The organism is Auritidibacter sp. NML130574, from assembly GCF_003185725.2.
Taxonomy (GTDB): domain Bacteria; phylum Actinomycetota; class Actinomycetes; order Actinomycetales; family Micrococcaceae; genus Auritidibacter; species Auritidibacter ignavus.
The window spans coordinates 2,627,709-2,650,038 of record NZ_CP031746.1; the positions used below are offsets into that span (position 1 = coordinate 2,627,709).

Consider the following 22,330-nt stretch of genomic DNA (forward strand, 5'->3'; position numbering starts at 1 on the left):
CCGGTCCCGGCCGCCTAAGATCGGTCGGCGAAATTCTCAAGGTCTTCGATCGGACCGGCCACAATGAGCTCATCCCGGGTGCGTAGCACCGTCTCCGGCAGGGCTGTGGTGTAGGTACCGGAGTTGCGACGATAGGCCACAATGGTCACCCCGTACCGCGAGCGGGTCTTCACATCAACCAGTGGTTTGTGTGTGATTCGTTCGGGGGCCTGCATTTGCGCAATAGCCCAGCCACCACGGAACTCGATGAACTCCATCATCGTCCCGGTCAAAAGGTGTGCGGTGCGCTCGCCGGCATCTTGTTCCGGCAAAATGACGCGGGAGGCCCCGATCCGTTCCAAAATGGTCCGGTGCGAGGGTGTGACCGCTTTGGCTAAGACTTTATCGATGCCTAGCTCCACCAAATTCACCGTGGTCAGCACCGAGGCCTCGATCGACGTGCCGATACCGCACACAGCAATGTCGAACTCGGTGGCACCGAGCTGTTCCAACGCTTCCGGATCGGTCGTATCGGCCTGGACCACGTGAGTCAACGCGGGCGAGTATTTCTGCACCAAAACCGGATCACGGTCAACGGCCATGACTTCTTGGCCCCGCGCGGTCAATTCCAGCGCCAGGGCGGCGCCGAAACGGCCCAAACCGATCACCAGCACGGGGGCGTGGGAATCAATGGTGCGTTTAGGAGACATCAGCCGATCACGGGCCTTTCTTCGGGATAGTTATACAGCGTGGGGGCATGGCGCGTTGCCAGCCCGGCGGCGAAAGTAATGGTACCGACCCGGCCGAGGAACATCATCACACACAGCACCAGTTGCCCCCAGGCCGGGGCCTGCTCCGACAGACCGGTGGACAGCCCGCAGGTTCCGAAAGCCGAGAGAACTTCAAAACCCACCTGCTCCACACTGGCGCCAGTCAATACCGACAGCACAATCATCGCTGTCAGCACCGCGACTCCGGAACCGACCAGCAGTGCAATCGCCACTCGGATGGTATCAGCAGGAATGGTGCGATGGAAGACCGTCACATGTTGACGTCCGCGGGCCTCGGCGACAATGGCTAAACACAGCACCGCCAAGGTGGTGACTTTGATACCTCCGGCCATGGATCCGGATCCGCCTCCGATAAAGATCAGGGCATACATCAAAAACATGGAGGCCGGCGTGAGCTCTTCGACCGGATAGACGGCATAACCTCCCGAGCGAGGCATCACCGTCGAAACCACCAAGGTTTGGAATTTTTCCATCGTGTTGAACTCACCCAGGGTATCCGGATTATTCCATTCCAACAGACCGAACCCGATAAAACCCACTATCAAGAGAATTCCGGTGGCCCACAAGGTGAGCTTGGCGTGCAGGTTCAGTCGCGCGCGACGTCTCATCACCTGTTGCAGGACCAGCAGGGTGGGGGCTCCCAGTGACCCGATGATCACGCCGAGACAGACGGTGAGAATGATCCACGGGTCATGTGCGTAGGCCGTTAATCCCATCGGGTGAAGCGAAAATCCGGCGTTGCAGAAAGCAGAGATCGCGTAGAAGATGCCGTACCAGATGCCGGTAAGCCCATCGTCGGTGTAGTCAATAAATCGGGGAATCAGCACCGCGGCGACAACAGTCTCAATGGCGAATGTGGTGACCAGGACGGTTAGAACCAGTCTGCGGGTCGTACCGATGCTGGATGAGCCGGTTGCTTGCATACTCAGCAATCGCGAGCTGAGTCCGATCCGTTCTGACACGGCCATCGCGAGCATCCCGACCATGGTCATCACCCCAATGCCACCGACTTGGATGGCGATCAGAATGATAATTTGTCCGGTCAATGACCAGTGTTCTGCGGTATTGACCGAGGACAGCCCCGTGACTGTGATCGCCGAGACCGCAGTGAACCCGGCATCGTTGAGCGCGGTCGGACGATGGTTGGCTGCCGCGACCGGCAACGACAGCAGTGCGGTGAAAACCAGAATGACCAGCATGAACAGCCCGATGGCTACCCGTGCTGGAGACAGCACAAGTAAGGAGGAGACCATGCCACGCATGGTGGAGTATCCGGGGATGGTTCGTGCGGGATACTCCCGGTCCTGCTGGGTGGGGAACCTACCGGAGCGTTGATGAATCATAGCGACACCATCATGCTCCGGAAACGGTGAAATGCCTAGTCTTTTCCGTTGTATGTCATCACAAACTACCGCCCGGGCCTCGGAGCACTTACCCTAAGAGTGATGACTGACACAGACAAGACCCCGGTGCCCACCGCTGTGATGTGGGATGAAGAGTTACTGAAGTACCGTTTCAGTGATACCCACCCGATGGCCCCCATTCGCCTGGAGCTGACCTACCACCTGGCCGAACAACTTGGCGTGCTGGACAACGACCAGCTGAGTATCATGTACCCGCCGGTGGCCACAGATGCCGAGCTGGCCCGCGTCCATACAGCGGACTACATTGCCGCGGTTAAACACGCCTCGGACTACGATGACGTGGCCCAGCTCGAGACCGATCCTTCCCGCCACCAGGACAAGGAACGCTTCGACCGGGCCGGTCTGGGAACTGAAGACTGTCCGATTTTCGCTGATATGCACACCTCCTCGGCGCGTATCGCCGGCGGTTCCTTGCGAGCAGCCCAAGCCATCGCCTCCGGGGAGGTCTCTCGCGCGGTCAATTTCGCCGGCGGACTCCACCACGCCCACCGGGCTCAGGCCTCCGGGTTTTGTATCTACAACGACGCCGGGCTGGCCATTGCACACCTGCTGGATTCCGGGGTCGAGCGAGTCGCTTATGTTGATCTGGACGCCCACCACGGTGACGGCGTGGAAGCGCTGTTCTGGGACGATCCGCGGGTGCTGACGATCTCCATCCACGAATCCGGACTGATGCTGTTCCCCGGCACCGGTTTTGCCCGGGATTTCGGCGGCGATGACGCCCAGGGGTCAGCGGTGAACGTTCCGATTTCAGCTGGAGCCGGCGATGCCGCGTTTCTGCGGGCGGTTCACGCGGTGGTTCCGCAAGTGCTGAAGGCCTTCTCTCCGGAGGTATTGATCACCCAGCACGGTTGCGACGGTCACCGGCTGGACCCGCTGGCCGACTTGAACCTATCCGTCGACGGCCAACGTCAGATGATGTTGGATGCTGCGATGTGGGTCGAAGATTTCGCCGATAACCGGTGGCTGGCCCTCGGGGGCGGAGGGTATACCCCTTATCAGGTGGTGCCACGTATTTGGGCACATTTGATTGCGATCGTCGCCGGGAACCCGATCCCGTTGCGCACTGGCATTCCGCGCCAGTGGCGGGAAAAAGTTGCCGAAGTCTCCGGGTTGGAGTTGGAAAAAATACCGGAGCTGATGACAGATAATGTCGATGTGTGGTGGAGGTCGTGGGAAGTTGGTTATGATCCGGCTGACCATAACGACCAGTCAGTGATGGCCACCCGCAAGGAGATCTTTCCACTGCACGGACTCGATCCCTGGTTTGACTGATCACAAAGTCATCACAATTCACTTCGGAACCGAACTGAACTTCTGTAACCGGAGTGGATGCACTACAATTTCCAAGGTGACCCAAATCAGGGATGATCACGCGATCACCCCGAACTTCCCCTCGGGTATCACGGCACGGAAACGTTGATGGCAACGCCATCGCGCTGTTCGTCACAACACCGTTTATTTATTAATCAATGTTGAACACCGTGGAGGGGTGCACAACGTGGCACAGGGTGAAAACTTCGCCGATGCGAAATTCATGACCGTCACTGAGGTTGCTGAGATGATGCGAGTCTCCCGCATGACGGTCTACCGGATGATTCATGCCGGTGAACTCCCCGCCGTCCGGTTCGGACGTTCTTATCGTGTTCCCGAAAACGCTGTCGAACAAATCTTGTCGACTGGTTCAGCCGATCAAGCAACGGGCACGGAGGCCTAGCGGGCACGGAGGCCTAGTCTGCTGTCGCGAGCCCGCCGAGAATCCTCTGCTAGTGTTGTCATTCGTTAACACCTAGATCGCCGAAACGTTAGTCTTCGGTAAAATAGCTGGGAATCTGTACGTGTTGTGGTGTTGAGAGTTCTCCACTGTGGCGCGTTGCGGGAAAGACGAGACGACAGGAAGGAAGCCCATGGGCTCAGTCATCAAGAAGCGCCGTAAGCGCATGTCCAAGAAAAAGCACCGCAAGATGTTGCGTCGCACCCGCCACCAGCGCCGCAACAAATAGCATCCCGGCGCGTAGGGTCTAGTTGCCGTGGTGCGCTGATTCAGACGCACAGAGCCACCTGATTGTTCGGGTGGCTCTTGGTGTTTGAGCTGAACATTCCTCCTCCGCCCCAAAGCGCTATGGAAGGTTAGGCGATACCGATGTCCACTGACGACTGCGCACCAGACACACCGCCACCGGTATTGCAGGTGCTGGTGAAAAGCGGATGCCACCTCTGCGAGGAGGCAATTGCCACTGCCGAACAAATCGCAGAGGAATTCCACGTGGACTGTGGCGTGATTGATGCTAGTCTCCGCCCGGATCTGGCTGAGCGCTTCGTCGAAGAAATCCCGGTGCTGTTCGTTGACGGGTTACAGCGCGACTTTTGGCGCATCGACACTGTCAGGCTCCGAGCACTCTTGAGCGCCAGGAGACCGTCATCGGACAGACCATCGATAGAGGCCGAATAGCGTGCACCCGCTTGACGACGTGACTAGTGGTCCTGCGGAGGCTGTGGTGGCAACTGCATGGCCTGTAACCGCTGGACCTTCTCCCAGGCCTTAAACCGGAAATACTCCTGCGAAGTGGGCGTGAAGGTCAAAATCATCGCCACCACACCCAGTACCACGCTGACGACGGTAAACAGCGAAAACAGGTTGATTAACGACAACCCGGCGAAAACACATCCGATGATGCGGGCGATATTCGACCCGCGTCGCACGCCCCGGGCCACGAGCCAGTACAGCAGACCGGTCACCAGCGCTATGACGATCATCGTGGTCCGGGTCGCCATGCCCATCGGCCCGGCAATCATCTCAGAGAAACTTCCCATTTCTCCGGTGGTATCCATGGCGGCCATCATACTGTCTAGTTGAGCGATCTCTTGCGAGCTCAAACCAAAGTTCGGTAACAGCGCTTGAATAATGGAGGTGAGCACATACAGCAGGCCTGCGATGAGGATCATCCAATACGACCACACCACGTGCTGCGGTGCGGGCATGGTGGCTTGTTGCGTGCTCTGCTGAGCGGTCGGTGGCTGATTGAAACCGGCCGGAAAGGGATACTGTTGTGCGGGCAGCTGTGACTCGGTCGGGGGAGTGCCGTACTCGGAACCGTAGGCCTGCTGGTTGTCCTGCTGTTCAGGCTGTGGCTGGTGTGGAGTGAAAGTGCCGTAGCGGGGTTTGGTGTACCCAGCGTGATGCTGGGCGTTCGATGTCTGGTCGGAAGATCCTGCCTGTGCGCTACGTTCCTGTTGCCATCGCTGGAACTCTTCACCGGTGAGTCGGACACCGTACCGGGGCTGGTCGGATTGATCTTCTTCAGCCGCACCGGAGGTTTTTCGATCCTGATGCTGCTCGTCCTGGGGATACTGGGAGCCGTGGGTGGGCTCTGAACCGGAGGATTGCTGATTCTGCTCATCCGGATCCCGACGGTGGTTCTCACTCACAAGGTTGTCCTTATCTGTTGACTGATACCGTGCATACTCTGGTTGTTATCCTAACGATCCGGACGTCATCACGGCGATCTTTCAGCAAGATCTGAGAGACTAGACAGCATGAGTGTTGCCACGATCCACATGGTCCGTCACGGGGAAGTGCACAACCCCGGTGAGGTGCTGTACGGCAGATTACCTGGATTCCATCTCTCGTCGCTGGGATACCAGATGGCAGATGCGATCGCTGACTGGTTTGTCGACCGTGCCACCGAACGCGGCGAAGCCCCCAAGATTCTGGTCTCATCCCCGCTATTGCGGGCCCAAGAAACCATCCAGCCCTTGGCCGAAGCTCTGGGTTTGCCGGTGCGTATCGAGCGTCGTGTGATTGAAGCCGGCAATAAATTTGAGGGTCGCTCCGATATGTCAAGCCAGCTGAAAAAACCCTGGAATTGGCCCCTGGTGCTGAACCCGTTCCGCCCGTCCTGGGGCGAGCCCTATCGGGCCCAGGTACAACGGGTTAGCTCGGCCATGTTTGACCTGCGCGATGAATTGCTGGCTCGGCACGGTGGGGGCGAAGCTGTGGTGGTGTCCCACCAGTTGCCCATTTGGGTCACTCGGCTTAGTGCTGAGCGCGCCAGACTCTGGCACGACCCCCGAGAGCGAGAATGTTCCCTGACCTCGGTGACAACCTTCCATTTTGATCCCGGCTACCACTTGCCGCGGATCGAGTACCGGGAGCCGAACGCCGAGCTGACCGGCTCAGCCGCGGCACTGCCGGGGGCTTGATCGTGAGCATCGCGATATCGGCACCTGAGACCGTGAATGCGAATCAGACCGCCGGGCCCCGTTAGAATAGACGGACCCGTTTGTCAGCGTCGCAACACACCTCGAGTCCTTCGTTCGCGTAGGAGAAACCCAACGATGAGAGATCCTCGCTTGCACACTTCTGCCACCAGTCGCCGTGCGGTCCTGGGTGGCCTCACCGCTGTGCTGGTTGCCCCGGTGCTGGCCGCTTGTTCTTCCACCGATCCGCTAGCAGAACAGGCCGGGAACGCCGACGGCAAAAACTACATTGCCGGTGACGGTTCAGTGCTGGAGATCAGCCCGGAAGACCGTGGCGAACCGATCGAGTTCACCTCCACTACCTTCGATGGCACGCCGGTGAGCACCGCGGATTTCGCCGGATCGCCGGTGATGCTTAATTTTTGGTACGCCGCCTGTGCCCCATGTCGGGTTGAGGCCCCCGACCTGGTGGCGCTCCATGATGAATTTGGTGACCGGGTCGCCTTCTACGGGGTCAACGTCCGCGACACTGCTGGCACCGCCGAAGCTTTCGAGCGCAATTTCGAGATTACTTACCCGTCCCTGGAAGAACGGTCCGGGGAGGTGTTGCTGTCGCTGTCTGACTTCGTGCCGCCCCAAGCAGTACCGACCACACTGGTCTTGGACTCCCAAACCCGCGTGGCCGCCCGCATCCTTGGTATTGCTGAGCGCGCCACGTTGCGTTCCTTGATCGATACCGTCGTAACCGAGTAAACCTAAACTGTACCTTGATGACCCCGCATCTGCCCCTTGCCACCCACTTGACCGGTCTGGCACCGCTGTCTCAGGCCAACTCCTTCGCCGAAATTGCGCTGGACGGCTCGCTGCTATTAGCAATTCCGGTGGCTTTATTGGCCGGTCTGGTCTCGTTCCTTTCTCCCTGTGTGCTACCACTGGTTCCCGGCTACCTCGGCTACGTCACCGGTCTGTCAGGGGCCGATCTCGCCGATGAGAAACGTGGCCGCATGGCCGCCGGCATTGCCCTGTTTGTCGCCGGATTCACCCTGGTCTTCGTGCTATTGGGGCTGGTGTTCTCACAGGTCTTTGTCTGGGTACAAGGCGAGGGACAATGGCTGACCCAAATCCTCGGGGTGGTGGTGATCTTGATGGGGATTGTGTTCATGGGCGGATTCTCCTGGTTCCAGCGCGACCGCAAGATCACCTACCAGCCCTCCGCCGGGCTGGCAGGTGCCCCGGTATTGGGGATGATCTTCGGGCTCGGGTGGGCTCCCTGCATCGGTCCCACCATGTCGGCTGTACTCCTGCTATCCACCGCTGGATCCCCCAACCCCTGGCGTGGCGGTATTCTGGCCTTCGCCTATTGTTTGGGACTGGGTATCCCGTTCCTGCTGATTGCCTTGGGATTCAAGAAATCTCTGGGGGCACTGAAATTCTTCCGCACCCACCGGGTCGCCGTGATGCGTTTCGGTGGGGGCTTGCTGATTGTGTTGGGCCTGCTGATGGTCTCCGGTTTGTGGAGCGCTTGGGTCAACGAGTTGCAGGTGTGGTTCAGTAACGAAGTGAGATTACCGATCTAATGACATCAGAACAGACGAAAAAACCACAGCTTCCGAAACTGGGTGTCACCGGAACCCTCCGCTTCATCTGGACCCAGCTGACCTCCATGCGCACCGCGCTACTGTTGCTGTTGCTGTTGGCAGTGGCTGCCGTGCCGGGATCGATCTTCCCCCAGCGACCGGCCGGCCCCGAAGTTGTTGAGCAATGGATCGAAGACAACCCCGGAATTGGCCCGGTGCTGGATTCCCTGCAGTTCTTTGATGTCTACTCCTCGGTGTGGTTCTCCGCGATCTACCTGTTGCTGTTCATCTCATTGGTGGGCTGTCTGATTCCCCGGGCCAAGCAACACTGGAAACAACTGCGCTCTCAACCTCCGCGGACGCCGCGCCGGCTATCCCGCCTTCCGGAGTACGGTCGCCTCTTGTTGCGCGAGCAGGGGCCAAACCCTACCGAGGCGATCGACCAGGCCACCGCGATCCTGTCAAAGCGCGGGTACCGGGTCGATGTTCGTGACGAATCCGCCGGTAAGGGACACACCAAAACCCGGGCCGCCTCGGTGGGAGCCGAACGTGGCTACCTGCGAGAAATCGGAAACCTGATCTTCCACTTCGGACTCCTCGGCGTGCTGATTTTCATCGCTGTGGGTGGCATGTTCAGCTATAACGGCCAAAAAGTTCTCGTTGAGGGGGAAGGGTTCACCAATAACCTGGTCGCCTACGACTCCTTCACCCCGGGCACCGCTTTCGACGAAGAGATGCTCTCGCCCTTCTACGTCGAGCTTGACGACTTCGAGATCGAGTACGACCGCACTTCCACCTCCCACTACGGGCAACCGCTGACCTACACTGCGACGATGACAGTCCAGAGTTCGCCCGAGGCCGAGCCGTATCACGATACCCTGAAAGTCAACGACCCACTGACCGTCGACGGGGTGCGGATGTTCTTGGTCGGTAACGGCTATGCGCCCACTATTGTGGTCCGAGACGGCGAAGGCAACGTCGCCTTCGACGGGCCGGTGATCGCCCAAATCCAAGAGCCGGGCACCAACACCTCCTTGGCGGTCATTAAAGCCCCCGATGCTCAGCCGGACCAGCTGGGCTTTGTGGGATTGTTTTTGCCGACCTCCTACACCGGCGAGGATGGAGTCGCCGTCTCGGTCGATCCCGATGCGGGCAATCCCGAATTGATCCTGAACTCCTACTACGGCGACCTCGGCCTGGATAGTGGCGAACCGCAGAACGTCTATGTGCTCAACACCGAGAACATGACGGAGCTGAACTCACGCACCAACGACAACGGTGGGATCACCTTAGGACTGGGAGAAACGTACGAACTGCCCGACGGCAAAGGGTCGATCACCTTTGAATCCTTAGATCGCTACGTTGGGCTCGATATTCACTACGATCCGGCCAAATGGGGTGTGGGTATTTCTGCGGTGCTCGCGTTGGGCGCACTGGCGGTGTCACTGTTTGTCCGTCGCCGTCGTGTTTGGGTGCGCGCCACCGAGGATCCCATCACGGGGTCCACTGCGATCGAGTATGGTTTGTTAGCGCGCGGAGAGTCCTTCGGATTGCGCGAAGAAAACATCAAGATTCGGCTGGCCATGGAAGAGATCTGGCCGGTGATTCCACCTGAGGAATCTGGACCGGTACCTGAGGAATCGGCTCGTGGGGCAAAGCGATCTGGCCCTTCGTCATAACTGCGCGTGGTGTGGGAAGAAACGTAGAATACCGGTGACAACTCCCCACCGCGAGTTCGACCATCGACTAACGGAGACCCTCAATGAAACCAGTCAATGAGACCCTCGGCGAGTACAGCGATCTCTTTATGCTCATCGCTGCCCTGGTCTACCTTGTCGCCTTTTTCTTATTCATGTGGGACATGGCCACTGCCTCGAAGACCATTCGCCGCGTCGAGAACGAACTCTATGATGATCACGTGCGTGAACTGGAAGAAGTTGGGGAGCGCAAGGCCCAGAAAACCGCCAACGCGGAGGTGAGCGCACCGGCGCTGGTCGGTGCCGGTGGTGGTAGCTCCACCGCCGCGTGGGACGACACCGGGCGGGAAGACACCGATGTTTCGGGTCCGGCCGACCGTCTCGACCAGCGTCAGACGTCAGGACACACAGCTGATATGTTCGGTGACCACCGGGTGGGTGCTCGACTGGTCTCCGACGATATGGACTATTCCGGCCACACGCGCCGGCCCTGGGCCAATGTGGCCGTTGCGATCACGGTTTTTGCTGCGGTGATCCACACAGCCGCTGTGATCTCTCGTGGCGTGGCAGCCAACCGTGTGCCCTGGTCGAACCTGTACGAATTCATGACCACCGGAGCGTTGGTTATCTCGCTGGTCTACCTCGGGTTCCTGATCCGCAAAGACCTCCGCTTTGTGGGGACCTTCGTCACCGCCGTCATCGTGCTGATGCTCACGGCAGCCACGATTGGTTTCGCCACGCCGGTCGCCAACGAGCAACCGGCGTTACAGTCCTGGTGGCTGGTTATTCACGTCTCGGTGGCGGTGATGGCCACCGGAATCTTCTCCCTGACGTTCGCCATGTCGGTGTTGCAGCTGATCAAACAGCGCGCCGAGGTCAAAGCCAAAGCCGGACAGCAACCCTGGTCTTTCTTGCGCCTGGTCCCCTCCTCCTTCGCCTTGGAGAATTGGACGTACCGCTTGAACGCTGTGGCCTTCGTGATGTGGACTTTCACGCTGATCGCCGGTGCGATCTGGGCCGAGCAGGCTTGGGGGCGCTACTGGGGCTGGGACGCCAAAGAAGTGTGGACTTTCGTGATTTGGGTGGTCTATGCAGGCTACCTGCACGCGCGCGCCACCCGCGGCTGGACCGGGACCCGTGCGGCCTGGTTGAACATCATCGGCTTCACCTGCCTGGTCTTCAACTACACCATCGTCAACCTCTACTTCCCCTCGCTACACTCTTACGCTGGAGTCTAAGCCTCAAAAAGCCCGGACATGGTCGGTCACGAAAGCCTGCATATGACGTATCATGACATGCCGAACAGCGATGTTTTTCCGGATCTCCGGGATTCTGGGAGGGGCACTCGGGACGTGGCCTAAGATCCGGTAACCTCACCTTCTATGAATGCAGAGACCATCTCCGAGATGCTCGGTCAGGTAGAGGACATGGCCTGGCAACTTCTGGGCATGCCTGTGATCATCCTGCTCGGCTTTTATCTCACCGTGCGTACCGGAATGGTCCAGATTCGACATTTGCCCGATATGTTCCGGGCGATCACCGACCGTGCCACGCGCGACGATACGGGACGCACCCGGTCTCTGTCGGCCTTCCAAGCCTTCGCAGTGACCGCCTCGGCCCGAGTTGGCACCGGAAATATCGCCGGAGTGGCCGGTGCCATTGCTATGGGAGGCCCGGGCGCCGTTTTTTGGATGTGGGGTCATGGCGATCCTCAACTCGGCCGCGTCTTTTGTGGAGTCCACACTAGCCCAGCTGTACAAGACCCGTCGTTTCGACACTTTTAAGGGCGGACCGGCCTATTACATCGAACGAGGTCTCGGTTCTCGCGCCGGTGGCATTGTCTTTGCCGTGATCTTTATCTTCTGCTTCGCCTTGAGCTTCACCTCGCTACAGGCCAATACCATCGTGGACTCTGTGACCGGTGCCGCGACCGAACTCGGCGTGGAGGATACCACCGCACTCACCTGGGGTCTGGCCGTGGTGCTGGTGATTCTCACCGGCCTGATTGTCATCGCCGGTTTGCGCCGCGTGGCAAGGGTGGCTCAAAACGTGGTGCCCGTGATGGCGATGCTATACATTCTGCTCGGGCTTGCGGTGATGATCATCCATATTGACCAGCTTCCCACCGTCATGGGCCTGATCTTTGGTGAGGCATTCAATTTTGAGGCGGCCGCCGGTGGCGCATTTGGCACGGTGCTGATGGCCGGTATCCAACGTGGCATGCTCTCCAACGAGGCAGGCATGGGGTCGGTGCCGAACGTGGCCGCCACGGCCGATGTCTCTCACCCCGCGAAACAGGGTCTGGTGCAGTCCCTGGGGGTTTACCTGGACACCGTTGTCATTTGCTCAGTTACGTCTTTCATTATCCTGTTTACGTACCCCGATCCAGTTGCGACCGCAGACGCCAATCCGGGGGTCGAACTGACTCAGATGGCGTTGACCTCAACGTTCGGTGCGTTGGGTGCTGTTGCCCTGGCCGTGATTATTCTGCTGGTGTCGTTCACCTCAATCCTGGGCAACTACTCCTATGGCGAGGCGAACATCTTGTTCCTGTCGGATTCAGAGAAACTGCGCAAGATCTACGCGGTGGTGCTGACCGGCGTGGTCTTCGTGGGATCGACGATTTCGGTGGATATCGCCTGGGCGATTGCTGGAGTCACCATGGTCGTCATCGCGCTGTTCAATTTTGTGGTGATCACTGAGATGTCTGGTACCGCGATCCGCCTACTCAAACACTACACAGCACAACGACGTGACGGTAGAGAACCGATCTTTCTCGCCTCCGATATGCCTGACCTGGAAAACATCGAATGTTGGACAACGGAAGACATCTCAGGACACCGGCAACCCCATACGTAGCGGTGCTTCTGGCTTGTGGCTAGGACCGTTGCGATCCGGTCGAGTCGCCAGGGAAATCCTCGTCGTCGGGATCGTCTGGAGTCTCGGAGCTGTCATTGGTGTGAGCAGAATCGTGCCGTTCTCTGAGCTTCCGCTCGTAGGCGTCTAACTTGGCTTCTCGAGCGTCGAGCTGTTCTTCACGAGCTTTCTGGCGACGCTGAATATCGAGACGACGCAAGAATTCGTCATCATCGTCTGGGGACTTCGGCCGGGCCGGCTGTTGTTTGCTACGTTGTGGACTCGACCCCAAACTGCCGGGCTGTGGCAGTGTACGACGGTGGCCAAAGAACAGCCACAGCAATGCTCCCACGGCAGGAACGAGAGCGATTATCACTAGCCAAGCCGGTTTTGCCAGGGTGCGGATGCGCTCTCGGGGAGTTTGCATGCACTCGACGAAAGCGTAGATCATCACGCCGAGGGCGACGATCGCTAGTGGAATCAGAAAACGCATGGTACCAGTCTACGAAGGAACGGGTCATCGCGCGTGCTCGTTTCTCCGGAAGAACGATCCCGGGTTTAGACTGGGACACTATGAAGTTTCTGGTCTATGGTGGCTTGCGCCTGTTGCTGTTCGGGTTGGCCTTTGCAATCACCGCCTATGTCACCTCGTCGTGGCCGTTGGCTGCCTCGTGGATCTTTGCCACGGTGATCGGTCTCATCGTCAGTTTCGCGGTGGGATACCTCCTGTTGGACCGGCTACGCAATGCAGCCGGACAGAACCTGGCAGATATTTTCTCGCCGAATCGCAAAGAAAATGGGGTCCAAGAACTCAAGGACGCCGAAGCCGAGGACAGCTTTACCGCCGGCCGGTTCCACGACGCCCAGCAGCAACGTGGCGAAGCCGAAGCCGAAGCGCAACGGGCCGAGAAGCGGTAGGGCACCAGCGCTCTAGAGCAGAGCGCCTGCGGTGAACAACATCGCATACATCAAGCCCAGGATACCGGTGAGTTTCAAGACGGGAATCAGGTCTCGGCGGTCCGTGGACTCAATCATGATGATGGAGGGGCGGATGCAGATGCCCAACACGATCAGTAACAACAGCAACCACGGGTGGATCGGGACGAAGAGTAGCGGGAGTACCACGGCGATGAATAGCATCACCGGATAGCTCCAGCGTGCAGCGGTGTCACCCAGTCGCACGGCCAGCGTCATTTTTCCGGTCTCGCGGTCGGTGGGAATATCGCGGACGTTATTGGCCATCAGCAGCGCGGTGGAGATCAGGCCACACCCGATCGCTCCCATCCACGCCAGCCCGGAGAGGGCGAGCGCCTGAGTGTAGGTGGTACCCAATACCGCGACAAGCCCGAAGAAAATGAAGACGAAGACTTCGCCTAATCCCACGTACCCGTAGGGGTGTTTGCCCCCGGTGTAATACCAGGCGGCCAACACGGCCAGTACGCCGATGACGATCAGCCACCAGGTTCCTGACAGGCCGATCAGGATCAGACCCGCGAGTCCAGCTACGCCGAAACATCCGAAAGCCGCCAGCTTGACTCGACGCGGTTCGGTGGATCGTGAACCGGTCAGCCGGAAGGGACCGACCCGGTTGTCATCGGTGCCACGGATGCCGTCGGAGTAGTCATTGGAATAGTTGACCCCGACCTGCATGGCCAGCGCCACGATGAGAGCAAGGACAGCGCGTAGTGGGTTGAAGGAGTCCAGCTCTGCAGCTGCGGCCGAGCCAACCACGACCGGAGCGATGGCCATGGGAAGGGTGCGCAATCGTGCGGCTGAGACCCACTGAGAAAATGTTGCCACCTGGTGTGTTACTCCTTGGTCTGACTCGAGGCATCACGGGATGCAGTGCCTTCCGGTGCCGATGATGGCACCCCTTCACTGTAGTACTCACTCGGAGAGCAACTGTTGAAGATAACGCCGGTCGGGCTTGCCGTTGGCGAGCAAGGGGATCCGATCCAGAACGGTGAAGGACTTGGGCGCGGCCGCCTCACCTAGCTGCGCACGTACCCAACGACGAAGGGCTGTGTCTCGTTGGCTCCCCGACTCGATGGCCGCATCCTCAGCCGGCACGATACCGGCGACAATACGTTGTCCCCAGTGGTCATCGGCTACCCCGGTCACAAAAGCCTCGCGAATTGTTGGATGCGACTCCAGCACCCGCTGGATTTCGGCGGCGGAGACCTTGACCGCTCCCGAGATCAACACATCATCCACCCGTCCCAGCACACGCAGTTGCGGAGTCTGCGAGGTTGAGGCGGTGAGGATTTCCCCGTAGTCATCGGTGAGGTAGGTGCGGGTGCCATCCGGGCCGGTCCGAAAGTGCTCGGCGGTGAGCTTGGGCTGGTCGAGGTAGCCGGTAGCGACCATGGCGCCGGTGAGGGTGACCCGGTCCACCGCGGCCCCGCCGGCGATGGTGTGCCGGGCCACCCCCAGGTCCACGCCCGGTAGCGGACGGCCGTTGTAGACGCACCCACCACACGTTTCCGAGGAACCATAGGTTAGCATCAGCTTGATGCCGTGCTGGCGGGCTGCCTCGACGCTGGCCTGCGGCGCGCGAGCGCCACCGACCAACACGGCGCTGTAGGACCGCAGGCCATCGATCACCTCGGGGATCGCCTCCCCGGCCTCCAGAAGCCGGGTCAGTTGCGTGGGGACCAGCGAGACGTACCGGGGTTGGTCCACCGGGGTGCGCTCGTTGAGGCCTGCGGTGGTAGCAACGAACTTTTCGGCCGTAAAGGGTCCGGAGGGCAGCACCAGTGGCGTGGTTCCGGCCATGATCGATCGAGACAGCACCGCGAGACCGGCCACGAACTGGGCCCCGACCGCCAGCAGCCAGCGTCCCTGACCGGCCAGCGCTTCCGCGGTGGCGGTTGCCGAGGCTTGCAACGCGGAGGTAGACAACAGGGTTTGTTTGGGCTTGCCGGTGGACCCGGAGGTGCGAACCACCGCGGCGATGTCGGGGCCCCCGCCCCGAGCGGGGTCTCTGGCCTCGGGGCGGAAGATCACCTCGCCGGAGCCGGTGAACTCCACCGGATCACCGGTGTGGTCCATCGCGCGTTGCAGCGCAACGAGCATCTGGTCGAGCTGGTGCGGTGTTGGTAAGTCCATGCCGTGACGACCCTATCGCGGGGACGGGATTAGAAATAGCGAGGGAACGCCGACCAGTCCGGGTCCCGTTTTTGCAGAAAGGCGTTCTTGCCTTCGACCGCTTCATCGGTCATATAGGCTAGGCGGGTTGCCTCGCCGGCGAAGACCTGCTGGCCCGCCATCCCATCGTCGGCCAGGTTGAAGGCGAATTTCAGCATGCGAATGGCTTGCGGAGACTGAGCATTGATATCGGCGGCATACTGGAGTGCCACGTCTTCGAGTTTCTCGTGCGGGACCGCTTCATTGACCGCACCGGCGTCAACCATATCTTGGGCAGAATACTCACGCGCGGTAAAGAAAATTTCTCGGGCCTTCTTCTGGCCCACCATCCGGGCGAGCAGGGCTGAGCCGTAGCCGGCGTCAAAAGAGCCCACGGTCGCATCGGTCTGCTTGAACTTTCCGTGCTCGGCCGAGGCCAATGTCAGATCAGCGACAACGTGCAATGAATGGCCACCACCGGCTGCCCAGCCATTGACCAGGGCGATGACCGGTTTGGGGGTGGTGCGGATCAGGCGTTGGACTTCCAGGATGTGCAGGCGTCCGGCACGGGCGGGGTCGATCGTTTCAGCGGTATCCCCGCGGGCATAGTGGTAGCCATCCCGGCCACGGATCCGCTGGTCGCCACCGGAACAGAAACTGTGGCCACCATCCTTGGGCGAGGGGCCGTTACCGGTCAGCAGGATGCACCCCACGTCTGAGGACATCCGGGCGTGGTCCAGGGCCCGGTAGAGCTCGTCGACGGTGCCGGGACGGAAAGCATTGCGTACCTCGGGACGGTTGAAGGCGATGCGCACGGTCGGCAGATCGCCCACCCAGTCCCCGTTGTCATCGCGGAGCACCTGGCGGTGGTAGGTCAGGTCGGTGAAATCACATCCTGGCACCACCCGCCACTGGCTCGGGTCGAAAATATCTGAGACCTTCTCAGGAACGGAGGTATCGGCCGGTTGGGGCCGGGCAGGGTAAGGCTGTGCAGAGTGCGTGGGCGAAGTCTCGGTCATGGAACCCAGTCTAGTCATGATGGTCGCTGGTTAGACTGGTGAGCACAGCAACAGCCAGTAACTACCTCACGGTGTCGAGACCTCAACAGAGAGCACATCATGACTACATACTCGTTGCAACGACTGGATTGGGATGGAGCGGTCAATGCCTGGCAGATTCGTCCAGGGTTCTTCCGGATGGGACGGGCTGAAGCGCTGACTTCTCGTGGCTGGGACCAGATGGTCGATGCCGGCGTGGGGACGGTGGTTGATCTGCGTAATACTCCCGAGATGCGCAGACGGTCCACCGATCCGGTAGCTGGGCAGCGTCCCGCAGCGCTCACTCGGGTCAACACGCCTGTCCACGAGCTGCAGCGCGAGGAGTTTTGGGCCCGGTATGACCCCTACCCGCGGGACCCGAGTAGCTACCAGGACATCATCGAGACCTTCCCGGATATGGTTGCCACCGCGGTGGAGGCGGTGCTGGCTCCGCTGGAGCGTGGGGAATCGGTGGTGGTGCACTGCTCGGCGGGTCGCGACCGGACCGGGTTGGTGGTTACCCTCGCCCTGCAATCCGGCCGCGTTCCCGGCGGTGGTACGACCCTGCACGAGCTTCTCGCCGTGCACGAGGCCGCCTTACGTGGCATCAACGACCACCACTTGCACTCGGCGGTTCCGCATCCGATCGAGCGTGGGCTCACCGGTGAGGAGTTTGAGCGCGACCTAGCTTTTCGTGCCAGGGCTCTGGAAAAGTTTGTGCGACAATGGACACCGCGCCGGGTTGCGGAGTTCTTGGACCTCGCCGAGCAGAACCGCACCTAGTTCTCCAGCTTGCGTCCGGTGGTTTCCGGTGCCAGGACGAACATGACGATCACGGCCACCACCACGGTGCCGGCTCCCACCAGGAAGCTTCCCGGCAGACCCAGGACCGGGACCAGTGCGGTGATAAAAATGAGCGGTCCAACACCGGCGGAAATACGGGAGATGGTTGAAGCCCAACCGAAACCAGAGGCCCGTAGCTCGGTGGGGTAGATCTCGGAGGCATAGGCATACATGACTGGGATCGCGACCTGAATGACCATTCCGTAGGTCAAGATCACCGGTAGTACCGCGGAGGGGATGTCCAAGACCATCGCCAGTAGCACCAAGAGTAGCGAGCCGATGATCGCCGAGATGGCCAGCAGCGGTCGACGACCGGTTCTTTCGATGGAGTATGTGGCAATCAGTGCGCCCACCAGACCGAAAGCGGCCATACCACCGGTGGTGATAAAGGCCTGGGACTCGACGTACCCGGCCTCGATGAGGAAGGTCGGCAACCACTGCAAGGAAACGTAGTAGACGAACATGATGGTCAAGAACAGCAACCAGACCGACAGAGTGATTTTCCACGAGTACGCCCAAACACGACGTAGCTGGTCGAAAATCGCCCCCGAGGACATCGTGGGAACATCCGTCATGGTTTCCAGCTGATAGGGTTTCGGTTCGGCCCCGGTGGCCTCGACCAGCCGGTCAATGACGTGGCGAGCCTTGTCGTGTTGGTTAGTGCGAATCAGATACATCGGTGATTCCGGGACCCAGAGCCGCACGAAGATCAGCAGTATGGCTGGCAGTACCATGACCAGCATGGTCGGTCGCCAGTCAGCAAAAATCCCCACGAGCCAGGCGGAGACGAACCCAGCCAGCGCGGCACCGATCGGCCACCACGCGTCCATGGCCGCCAGTACTCGGCCACGTTGTCGACGTGGCGTGAATTCTCCGACCAGGGCGTAGTCGACCGGAATCGCGCCCCCGAGCCCGAACCCGGCAATGAATCGCAGAATCGCGAAGGTGACGATATCGGTAGCAAACACTCCGGCAATGGTGAACAGTGCGAAAGTTGCAATGGTGGCGGTAAAGGCGGCTTTGCGCCCGATGCGGTCAGCGATGGTGGACCAGACAAAGGCACCGACGGCCATGCCCAACAGGTTAGCGGTGCCGATCCAGGCAGCTTGACCTGGCTCGAGATTCCATTCCTCGGAGAGTAGCGGGATTAGCACACCGTTGAGTGAGACGTCCCAGGCGTCAAACATGAATCCTAGACCGCCGATCAGGAAGATTCGTCCCTGAACGTTCCATTTCCAGGGCAGATTCTGGACGACATCGCTACCGGTGAGAGTGTGTGGTGATGAGTGAGCCATGCCATGATGCTAGGACAGTGCGTCGCCGATTGCATGCCCAGGCCCTGAATGAGTCGTCAGCTGACGACTGCGGACGTAACACCCGTCGCGTCGGTGGAGCAGGGACCGATGCTACGCCCGTTGGTCACACGGTGGCTACTACCTGAGGCGAGCGTTTAGACCTCGCGGGCCAGCAACGTGTCGTGGTCCTGGGTAGACAGCAGGTACAGGGGAATCTCCAGCACCGAACGTGCGCCAGTTTCACCGGCTTCGGCCAGCCGTGCTGCGGCACGAGCGAAGGCCACCATGGCGGCGGCAGTGAAATCTGGGTTGGACTCGAGCTCGAGGGTGAACTCCACGCTTTGCTGGGAACCGCCCAGATCGCCGGTGGTGATCACATGACCGCCGTGGGGCATGCCGAGGTGGTCACGTTCGAATTCTTCCTCAGAGATGAAGTTCACGGTGGTCTGGTACGGGGCGAAGTAAGCCGGCATGTTCACAATCTCTTCGCGAATCCGGTCGTGATCGGTCTCATCGGCGACGATGTAACACACCCGAGCGTGAGCCTCGGTGGCGACAATGTCCTCGCCACCACCGGCGCGAGCCTCGGCGATGGCATCTTCGCGGGGCACGGTGTATTGCACCCCGCGCTTGACCCCTTCCACCCGGCGCACCGCATCAGAATGACCCTGCGACAGTCCCTTACCCCAGAACGTATTCTGCACCGGCTGAGGGAATAGCGCCTGGCCGAGCACGCGGTTCATCGAGAAGAGGCCCGGGTCCCACCCAGTGGAGATGATCGACAGGTGGCCGGAGCTTTCAGCGGCTGCGTTCATCTTCTGATAGTGCTCGGGGACCTTCGAGTGGTTGTCGTAGGTGTCCACGGTGGTGAAGTGCTCGGCGAATCCAGTAGCTTGTTCCGGGATATCGGTGGCTGAACCCAGGCAGAGCAGGAGCACATCAACCCGGTCGGCATACTGGGCGGCATCGGCGACGGGGTAGACAGGAGTCTGCGTGTCAAGATTGTCCCGACGAGAGAAGATGCCGAAGAGCTCGAAGTCCTCGGTAGCCTTGATGAGTTTTTCAGCGGAACGGCCCAGGTTGCCGTATCCAACAATGGCAGCGGTGATGGTCATGAGTACTCCTTGATCTGGTGCTCTTCACGGTTCTCTGGCCTGACACCCTGCTGATGCCGGGCCGGCTAGAATACACCCCAAGCCTAACAGCAATTGCCCGTGTCTAATAGGAGTGGATACTGTGTCTTTGCTGTAGAAGTGCTGATGGTGCGTGCCTGGCGATTTTTCTTACCTCCGCCGTTCGGTGGCGTTCAAGGCGGTGAGCAGAAACGCGTACTCCCAGGCCTGGTCTTCCCACATGCGATAGCGTCCGGAGGCTCCGCCGTGTCCGCCATCCATTTCAATCTTGAGTAACACCGGCGATCCGCCGGCCTCCACAGGGGCGTCGTGGCGGCTGGTGACGGTTTGTCGCAATTGCTGGACCCACTTGGCCGGTTCCACATACAGCACCCGGGTATCGTGCAGTGAGGTCACCGCAGCGATGGCCGGATAGTCCACGGGCCGAACATTGGTATAGGGCGTATAAGAGGCCATATAGTCATAAGCCTCGGGATCCTGCAGGGGATTACCCCACTCATCCCATTCCAAGGTGGTCAACGGCAAATCTGGGTCCAGCATCGAGGTGAGCACGTCCACGAAGGGCACATCGGCCAAGATGGCCCGGTAGAGCTCGGGAGCGAGATTGGCAACCGCACCCATCAGCAGTCCACCGGCTGAGCCACCCATGGCTACAATCCGGTCGGGGTCGACCCACCCGGAGGAGGCGACAAATCGGGTGGCATCGACGAAATCGGTGAAACTATTTTTCTTATGTAGCTTCTTGCCGTGCTCGTACCAGGGACGTCCCAGTTCCCCGCCGCCACGGACGTGGATGACCACGAAGACCACGCCACGGTCCAGCAACGACAGTCGGGACGGGGCAAAGAATGGATCCATGGAGATCTCGTAGGAGCCGTAACCATACAGCAGAGCGGGATTGCTACCATCCCAGGCCACATCACGGTGACGGATGATCGAAAGTGGAATGGCCACGGACTCTTCGGGGCGGGACGTGGGCGCCCACCAGCGTTCCACCAGATAGGCGCTCGGGTCGTAGTCGGGGACCTGTTGGCGGCGTCGCACTGACAACTCGCGGGTGGTGGGGTCATAGTCCAGGACGTGGACCGGGGTGACCCAGGAACTGTAGCTCAGCCGGATTAGCGGTGATTGGTAGGGAGCCGAGACCAACTCACAGCTAAAAAGCTCTTCGGGAAACTGCGGTTCCACGGCCGGCTGTTGATTTTCGGTGCCTAACCCCTCCAGCGGGATCACCATGGTGCGCGGGGTGGTCTCCACCCGGGCGGAGACGATCGCGTGAGTACGGTTGACGTCGACCTCATCAATCTTGGTCGTGAACGAGTGAGGCATCACGGTTCGCCAGGTCTCGGGTTCGGTGACGGTCTGCGCGGCCACCATCGAGACCGTGTTGTTCGGAAGCGGTGTGCCATCCAGTGGGTTCCGGTCATGAACAATGAGGTAGAAGCGCTGATCGTCGATGACGACTGGGGTGAGCGTGTGCAAACTGTTCAGCTGGCGACTGACGGCCAGCTGCGGGGCGGGAATACTCGGGTCGGTCTCCGACAGCGCAAGCACTCGGGTCTCGGAGATCTCTGAGGTCCCAGAGGAGATGATCAACTCGGTGCGGTCGGCTGAGAGGCTGAACCCGGTCCAGTACATCTGGTCGGGTTCCTGATAGATCAGCTGGTCCGCACTGCTCGAGGCGCCCAGCCGGTGGACCATGACCCGGTTGGGGCGCCAGGAATCATCGGGCAAACAGTAGAACACCTGCTGGCCGGTGCGGTCGAAGCTCAGGCCGGCGAAGACACCGGTGAGATCCTCCTGGTGATCCTCACCGGTGGTCAGATCACGGACCAGCAACCGGTAGAGCTCATTGCCGGTGGTGTCGACCAGATAGGCCAGCGTGTTGCCGTCAGGGGAGACGCTCATCCCACCCAGCGAAAAGAAGGGATGGCCCTCGGCGGCTTCATTGACGTCAAGAATTACCTGTTCACCGGACAGGGGCTGGTCACGTTCCACCACCGGCGGGGTCCAATCGGCTACCAGATCACCGGTGCTCTCGGCTGCTACCCGGCAGTGAATGGGGTACTGGCTACCCTCGCGCGTGCGGACAAAATACCACCAGTCATCCCGGCGTATTGGCACCGAAAGATCTGTTTCGATGGTGTGGGATTTGATCTCGGCGAAAATCTGCTCCCGCAACGGTTGTTGATCGGCAGTGAGCTGTTCGGTGTAGGAGTTCTCCTCCCGCAAATGCTGCAACACCTCGGGATTATCGGCATCACGTAACCACTCGTAGTGGTCCGTGAGGGTCCGGCCGTGGTGAGTGACCGTGTGGGGACGTTTGGCTGCGAGGGGTGGATTAAAGCTCATAGCCCCATGCTACGCAACCG

Annotated in this window: 23 protein-coding genes; 13 read left to right on the forward strand and 10 right to left on the reverse strand. The window is 60.0% G+C overall.

What is annotated here, in order from left to right; translation table 11 throughout:
* Positions 1-14: 14 nt before the first annotated feature.
* The gene (locus DCC27_RS11935) at positions 15-689 is read right to left on the reverse strand and encodes a TrkA family potassium uptake protein (protein ID WP_110110232.1); all 675 of its coding nucleotides are present in this window, start codon (positions 687-689) and stop codon (positions 15-17) included.
* Positions 689-2,113, reverse strand: coding sequence for a TrkH family potassium uptake protein (locus tag DCC27_RS11940; protein ID WP_110110233.1), 1,425 nt, complete (start codon positions 2,111-2,113; stop codon positions 689-691). Before DCC27_RS11940 ends, DCC27_RS11935 begins: the two co-directional genes overlap by 1 nt.
* Before the next feature lie 102 nt (positions 2,114-2,215).
* Here DCC27_RS11940 and DCC27_RS11945 point away from each other — a divergent pair, with 102 nt between their 5' ends.
* From DCC27_RS11945 to DCC27_RS11960, 4 genes are all read left to right on the forward strand, one after another.
* The gene (locus DCC27_RS11945; protein WP_110110234.1) at positions 2,216-3,469 is read left to right on the forward strand and encodes an acetoin utilization protein AcuC; all 1,254 of its coding nucleotides are present in this window, start codon (positions 2,216-2,218) and stop codon (positions 3,467-3,469) included.
* Between the two features lie 226 nt (positions 3,470-3,695).
* A complete protein-coding gene (locus DCC27_RS11950) occupies positions 3,696-3,911 on the forward strand; it encodes a helix-turn-helix domain-containing protein (RefSeq protein ID WP_110098187.1) in 216 nt (71 codons plus the stop codon).
* 190 nt (positions 3,912-4,101) lie between these two features.
* Positions 4,102-4,197, forward strand: coding sequence for a 30S ribosomal protein bS22 (locus DCC27_RS11955; RefSeq protein ID WP_110097998.1), 96 nt, complete (start codon positions 4,102-4,104; stop codon positions 4,195-4,197).
* Positions 4,198-4,337: 140 nt separating this feature from the next.
* Positions 4,338-4,646 carry a glutaredoxin family protein gene (locus DCC27_RS11960; protein WP_110097997.1) on the forward strand — a complete coding sequence of 103 codons (309 nt, stop codon included), beginning with the start codon at positions 4,338-4,340 and terminating at the stop codon, positions 4,644-4,646.
* A 23-nt stretch (positions 4,647-4,669) separates the two neighbouring features.
* Here the strand turns inward: DCC27_RS11960 and DCC27_RS11965 are convergent, their stop codons facing one another.
* Positions 4,670-5,623: a hypothetical protein gene (locus DCC27_RS11965; RefSeq protein WP_110097996.1), complete on the reverse strand. Its 954-nt coding sequence runs from the start codon at positions 5,621-5,623 to the stop codon at positions 4,670-4,672.
* 108 nt (positions 5,624-5,731) lie between these two features.
* Between DCC27_RS11965 and DCC27_RS11970 the strand changes: the two genes are divergently transcribed.
* The 7 genes from DCC27_RS11970 to DCC27_RS11995 all read left to right on the forward strand — a co-directional run bounded on the left by DCC27_RS11970 (position 5,732) and on the right by DCC27_RS11995 (position 12,527).
* On the forward strand, positions 5,732-6,397 hold the full coding sequence (locus DCC27_RS11970) for a histidine phosphatase family protein (protein ID WP_110097995.1): 666 nt from the start codon (positions 5,732-5,734) through the stop codon (positions 6,395-6,397).
* A 135-nt stretch (positions 6,398-6,532) separates the two neighbouring features.
* Positions 6,533-7,147 carry a TlpA disulfide reductase family protein gene (locus DCC27_RS11975; protein ID WP_110097994.1) on the forward strand — a complete coding sequence of 205 codons (615 nt, stop codon included), beginning with the start codon at positions 6,533-6,535 and terminating at the stop codon, positions 7,145-7,147.
* Positions 7,148-7,164: 17 nt separating this feature from the next.
* Positions 7,165-7,971, forward strand: a complete 807-nt coding sequence (locus tag DCC27_RS11980; protein WP_110097993.1) for a cytochrome c biogenesis CcdA family protein — start codon at positions 7,165-7,167, stop codon at positions 7,969-7,971.
* Positions 7,971-9,650: a cytochrome c biogenesis protein ResB gene (locus DCC27_RS11985; protein WP_110097992.1), complete on the forward strand. Its 1,680-nt coding sequence runs from the start codon at positions 7,971-7,973 to the stop codon at positions 9,648-9,650. Before DCC27_RS11980 ends, DCC27_RS11985 begins: the two co-directional genes overlap by 1 nt.
* An 83-nt stretch (positions 9,651-9,733) precedes the next feature.
* Complete coding sequence (gene ccsB, locus DCC27_RS11990) at positions 9,734-10,906, forward strand: c-type cytochrome biogenesis protein CcsB (RefSeq protein WP_110097991.1); 1,173 nt, start codon at positions 9,734-9,736, stop codon at positions 10,904-10,906.
* Between the two features lie 144 nt (positions 10,907-11,050).
* On the forward strand, positions 11,051-11,452 hold the full coding sequence (locus tag DCC27_RS12715) for an alanine:cation symporter family protein (protein WP_233242919.1): 402 nt from the start codon (positions 11,051-11,053) through the stop codon (positions 11,450-11,452).
* Positions 11,370-12,527 carry an alanine/glycine:cation symporter family protein gene (locus tag DCC27_RS11995; RefSeq protein ID WP_233242918.1) on the forward strand — a complete coding sequence of 386 codons (1,158 nt, stop codon included), beginning with the start codon at positions 11,370-11,372 and terminating at the stop codon, positions 12,525-12,527. The genes DCC27_RS12715 and DCC27_RS11995 overlap by 83 nt, the downstream gene beginning before the upstream one ends.
* Before the next feature lie 19 nt (positions 12,528-12,546).
* Here the strand turns inward: DCC27_RS11995 and DCC27_RS12000 are convergent, their stop codons facing one another.
* Positions 12,547-13,017, reverse strand: a complete 471-nt coding sequence (locus DCC27_RS12000) for a PLD nuclease N-terminal domain-containing protein (protein ID WP_110097990.1) — start codon at positions 13,015-13,017, stop codon at positions 12,547-12,549.
* Between the two features lie 80 nt (positions 13,018-13,097).
* Between DCC27_RS12000 and DCC27_RS12005 the strand changes: the two genes are divergently transcribed.
* A complete protein-coding gene (locus DCC27_RS12005; RefSeq protein WP_110097989.1) occupies positions 13,098-13,442 on the forward strand; it encodes a DUF4229 domain-containing protein in 345 nt (114 codons plus the stop codon).
* 12 nt (positions 13,443-13,454) lie between these two features.
* Here the strand turns inward: DCC27_RS12005 and DCC27_RS12010 are convergent, their stop codons facing one another.
* The 3 genes from DCC27_RS12010 to DCC27_RS12020 form a co-directional block, all read right to left on the reverse strand.
* Complete coding sequence (locus DCC27_RS12010) at positions 13,455-14,324, reverse strand: 1,4-dihydroxy-2-naphthoate polyprenyltransferase (protein WP_110110235.1); 870 nt, start codon at positions 14,322-14,324, stop codon at positions 13,455-13,457.
* An 87-nt stretch (positions 14,325-14,411) separates the two neighbouring features.
* The gene (locus DCC27_RS12015; RefSeq protein ID WP_233242917.1) at positions 14,412-15,632 is read right to left on the reverse strand and encodes an AMP-binding protein; all 1,221 of its coding nucleotides are present in this window, start codon (positions 15,630-15,632) and stop codon (positions 14,412-14,414) included.
* A 29-nt stretch (positions 15,633-15,661) separates the two neighbouring features.
* Positions 15,662-16,669 carry a 1,4-dihydroxy-2-naphthoyl-CoA synthase gene (locus DCC27_RS12020; protein ID WP_110100674.1) on the reverse strand — a complete coding sequence of 336 codons (1,008 nt, stop codon included), beginning with the start codon at positions 16,667-16,669 and terminating at the stop codon, positions 15,662-15,664.
* A 99-nt stretch (positions 16,670-16,768) separates the two neighbouring features.
* On the opposite strand from DCC27_RS12020, the gene DCC27_RS12025 reads away from it, so the two are divergent.
* Positions 16,769-17,470 carry a tyrosine-protein phosphatase gene (locus tag DCC27_RS12025; RefSeq protein WP_110110236.1) on the forward strand — a complete coding sequence of 234 codons (702 nt, stop codon included), beginning with the start codon at positions 16,769-16,771 and terminating at the stop codon, positions 17,468-17,470.
* Here the strand turns inward: DCC27_RS12025 and DCC27_RS12030 are convergent.
* The 3 genes from DCC27_RS12030 to DCC27_RS12040 all read right to left on the reverse strand — a co-directional run bounded on the left by DCC27_RS12030 (position 17,467) and on the right by DCC27_RS12040 (position 22,310).
* Positions 17,467-18,825 (reverse strand): MFS transporter, encoded by a 1,359-nt coding sequence (locus DCC27_RS12030; protein WP_110110237.1) that lies wholly within the window; start codon positions 18,823-18,825, stop codon positions 17,467-17,469. The genes DCC27_RS12025 and DCC27_RS12030 overlap by 4 nt on opposite strands.
* Before the next feature lie 155 nt (positions 18,826-18,980).
* Positions 18,981-19,940 carry a diaminopimelate dehydrogenase gene (locus DCC27_RS12035; RefSeq protein ID WP_110110238.1) on the reverse strand — a complete coding sequence of 320 codons (960 nt, stop codon included), beginning with the start codon at positions 19,938-19,940 and terminating at the stop codon, positions 18,981-18,983.
* A gap of 168 nt (positions 19,941-20,108) precedes the next feature.
* Positions 20,109-22,310, reverse strand: a complete 2,202-nt coding sequence (locus DCC27_RS12040) for a S9 family peptidase (RefSeq protein ID WP_110110239.1) — start codon at positions 22,308-22,310, stop codon at positions 20,109-20,111.
* Positions 22,311-22,330 lie beyond the last annotated feature (20 nt).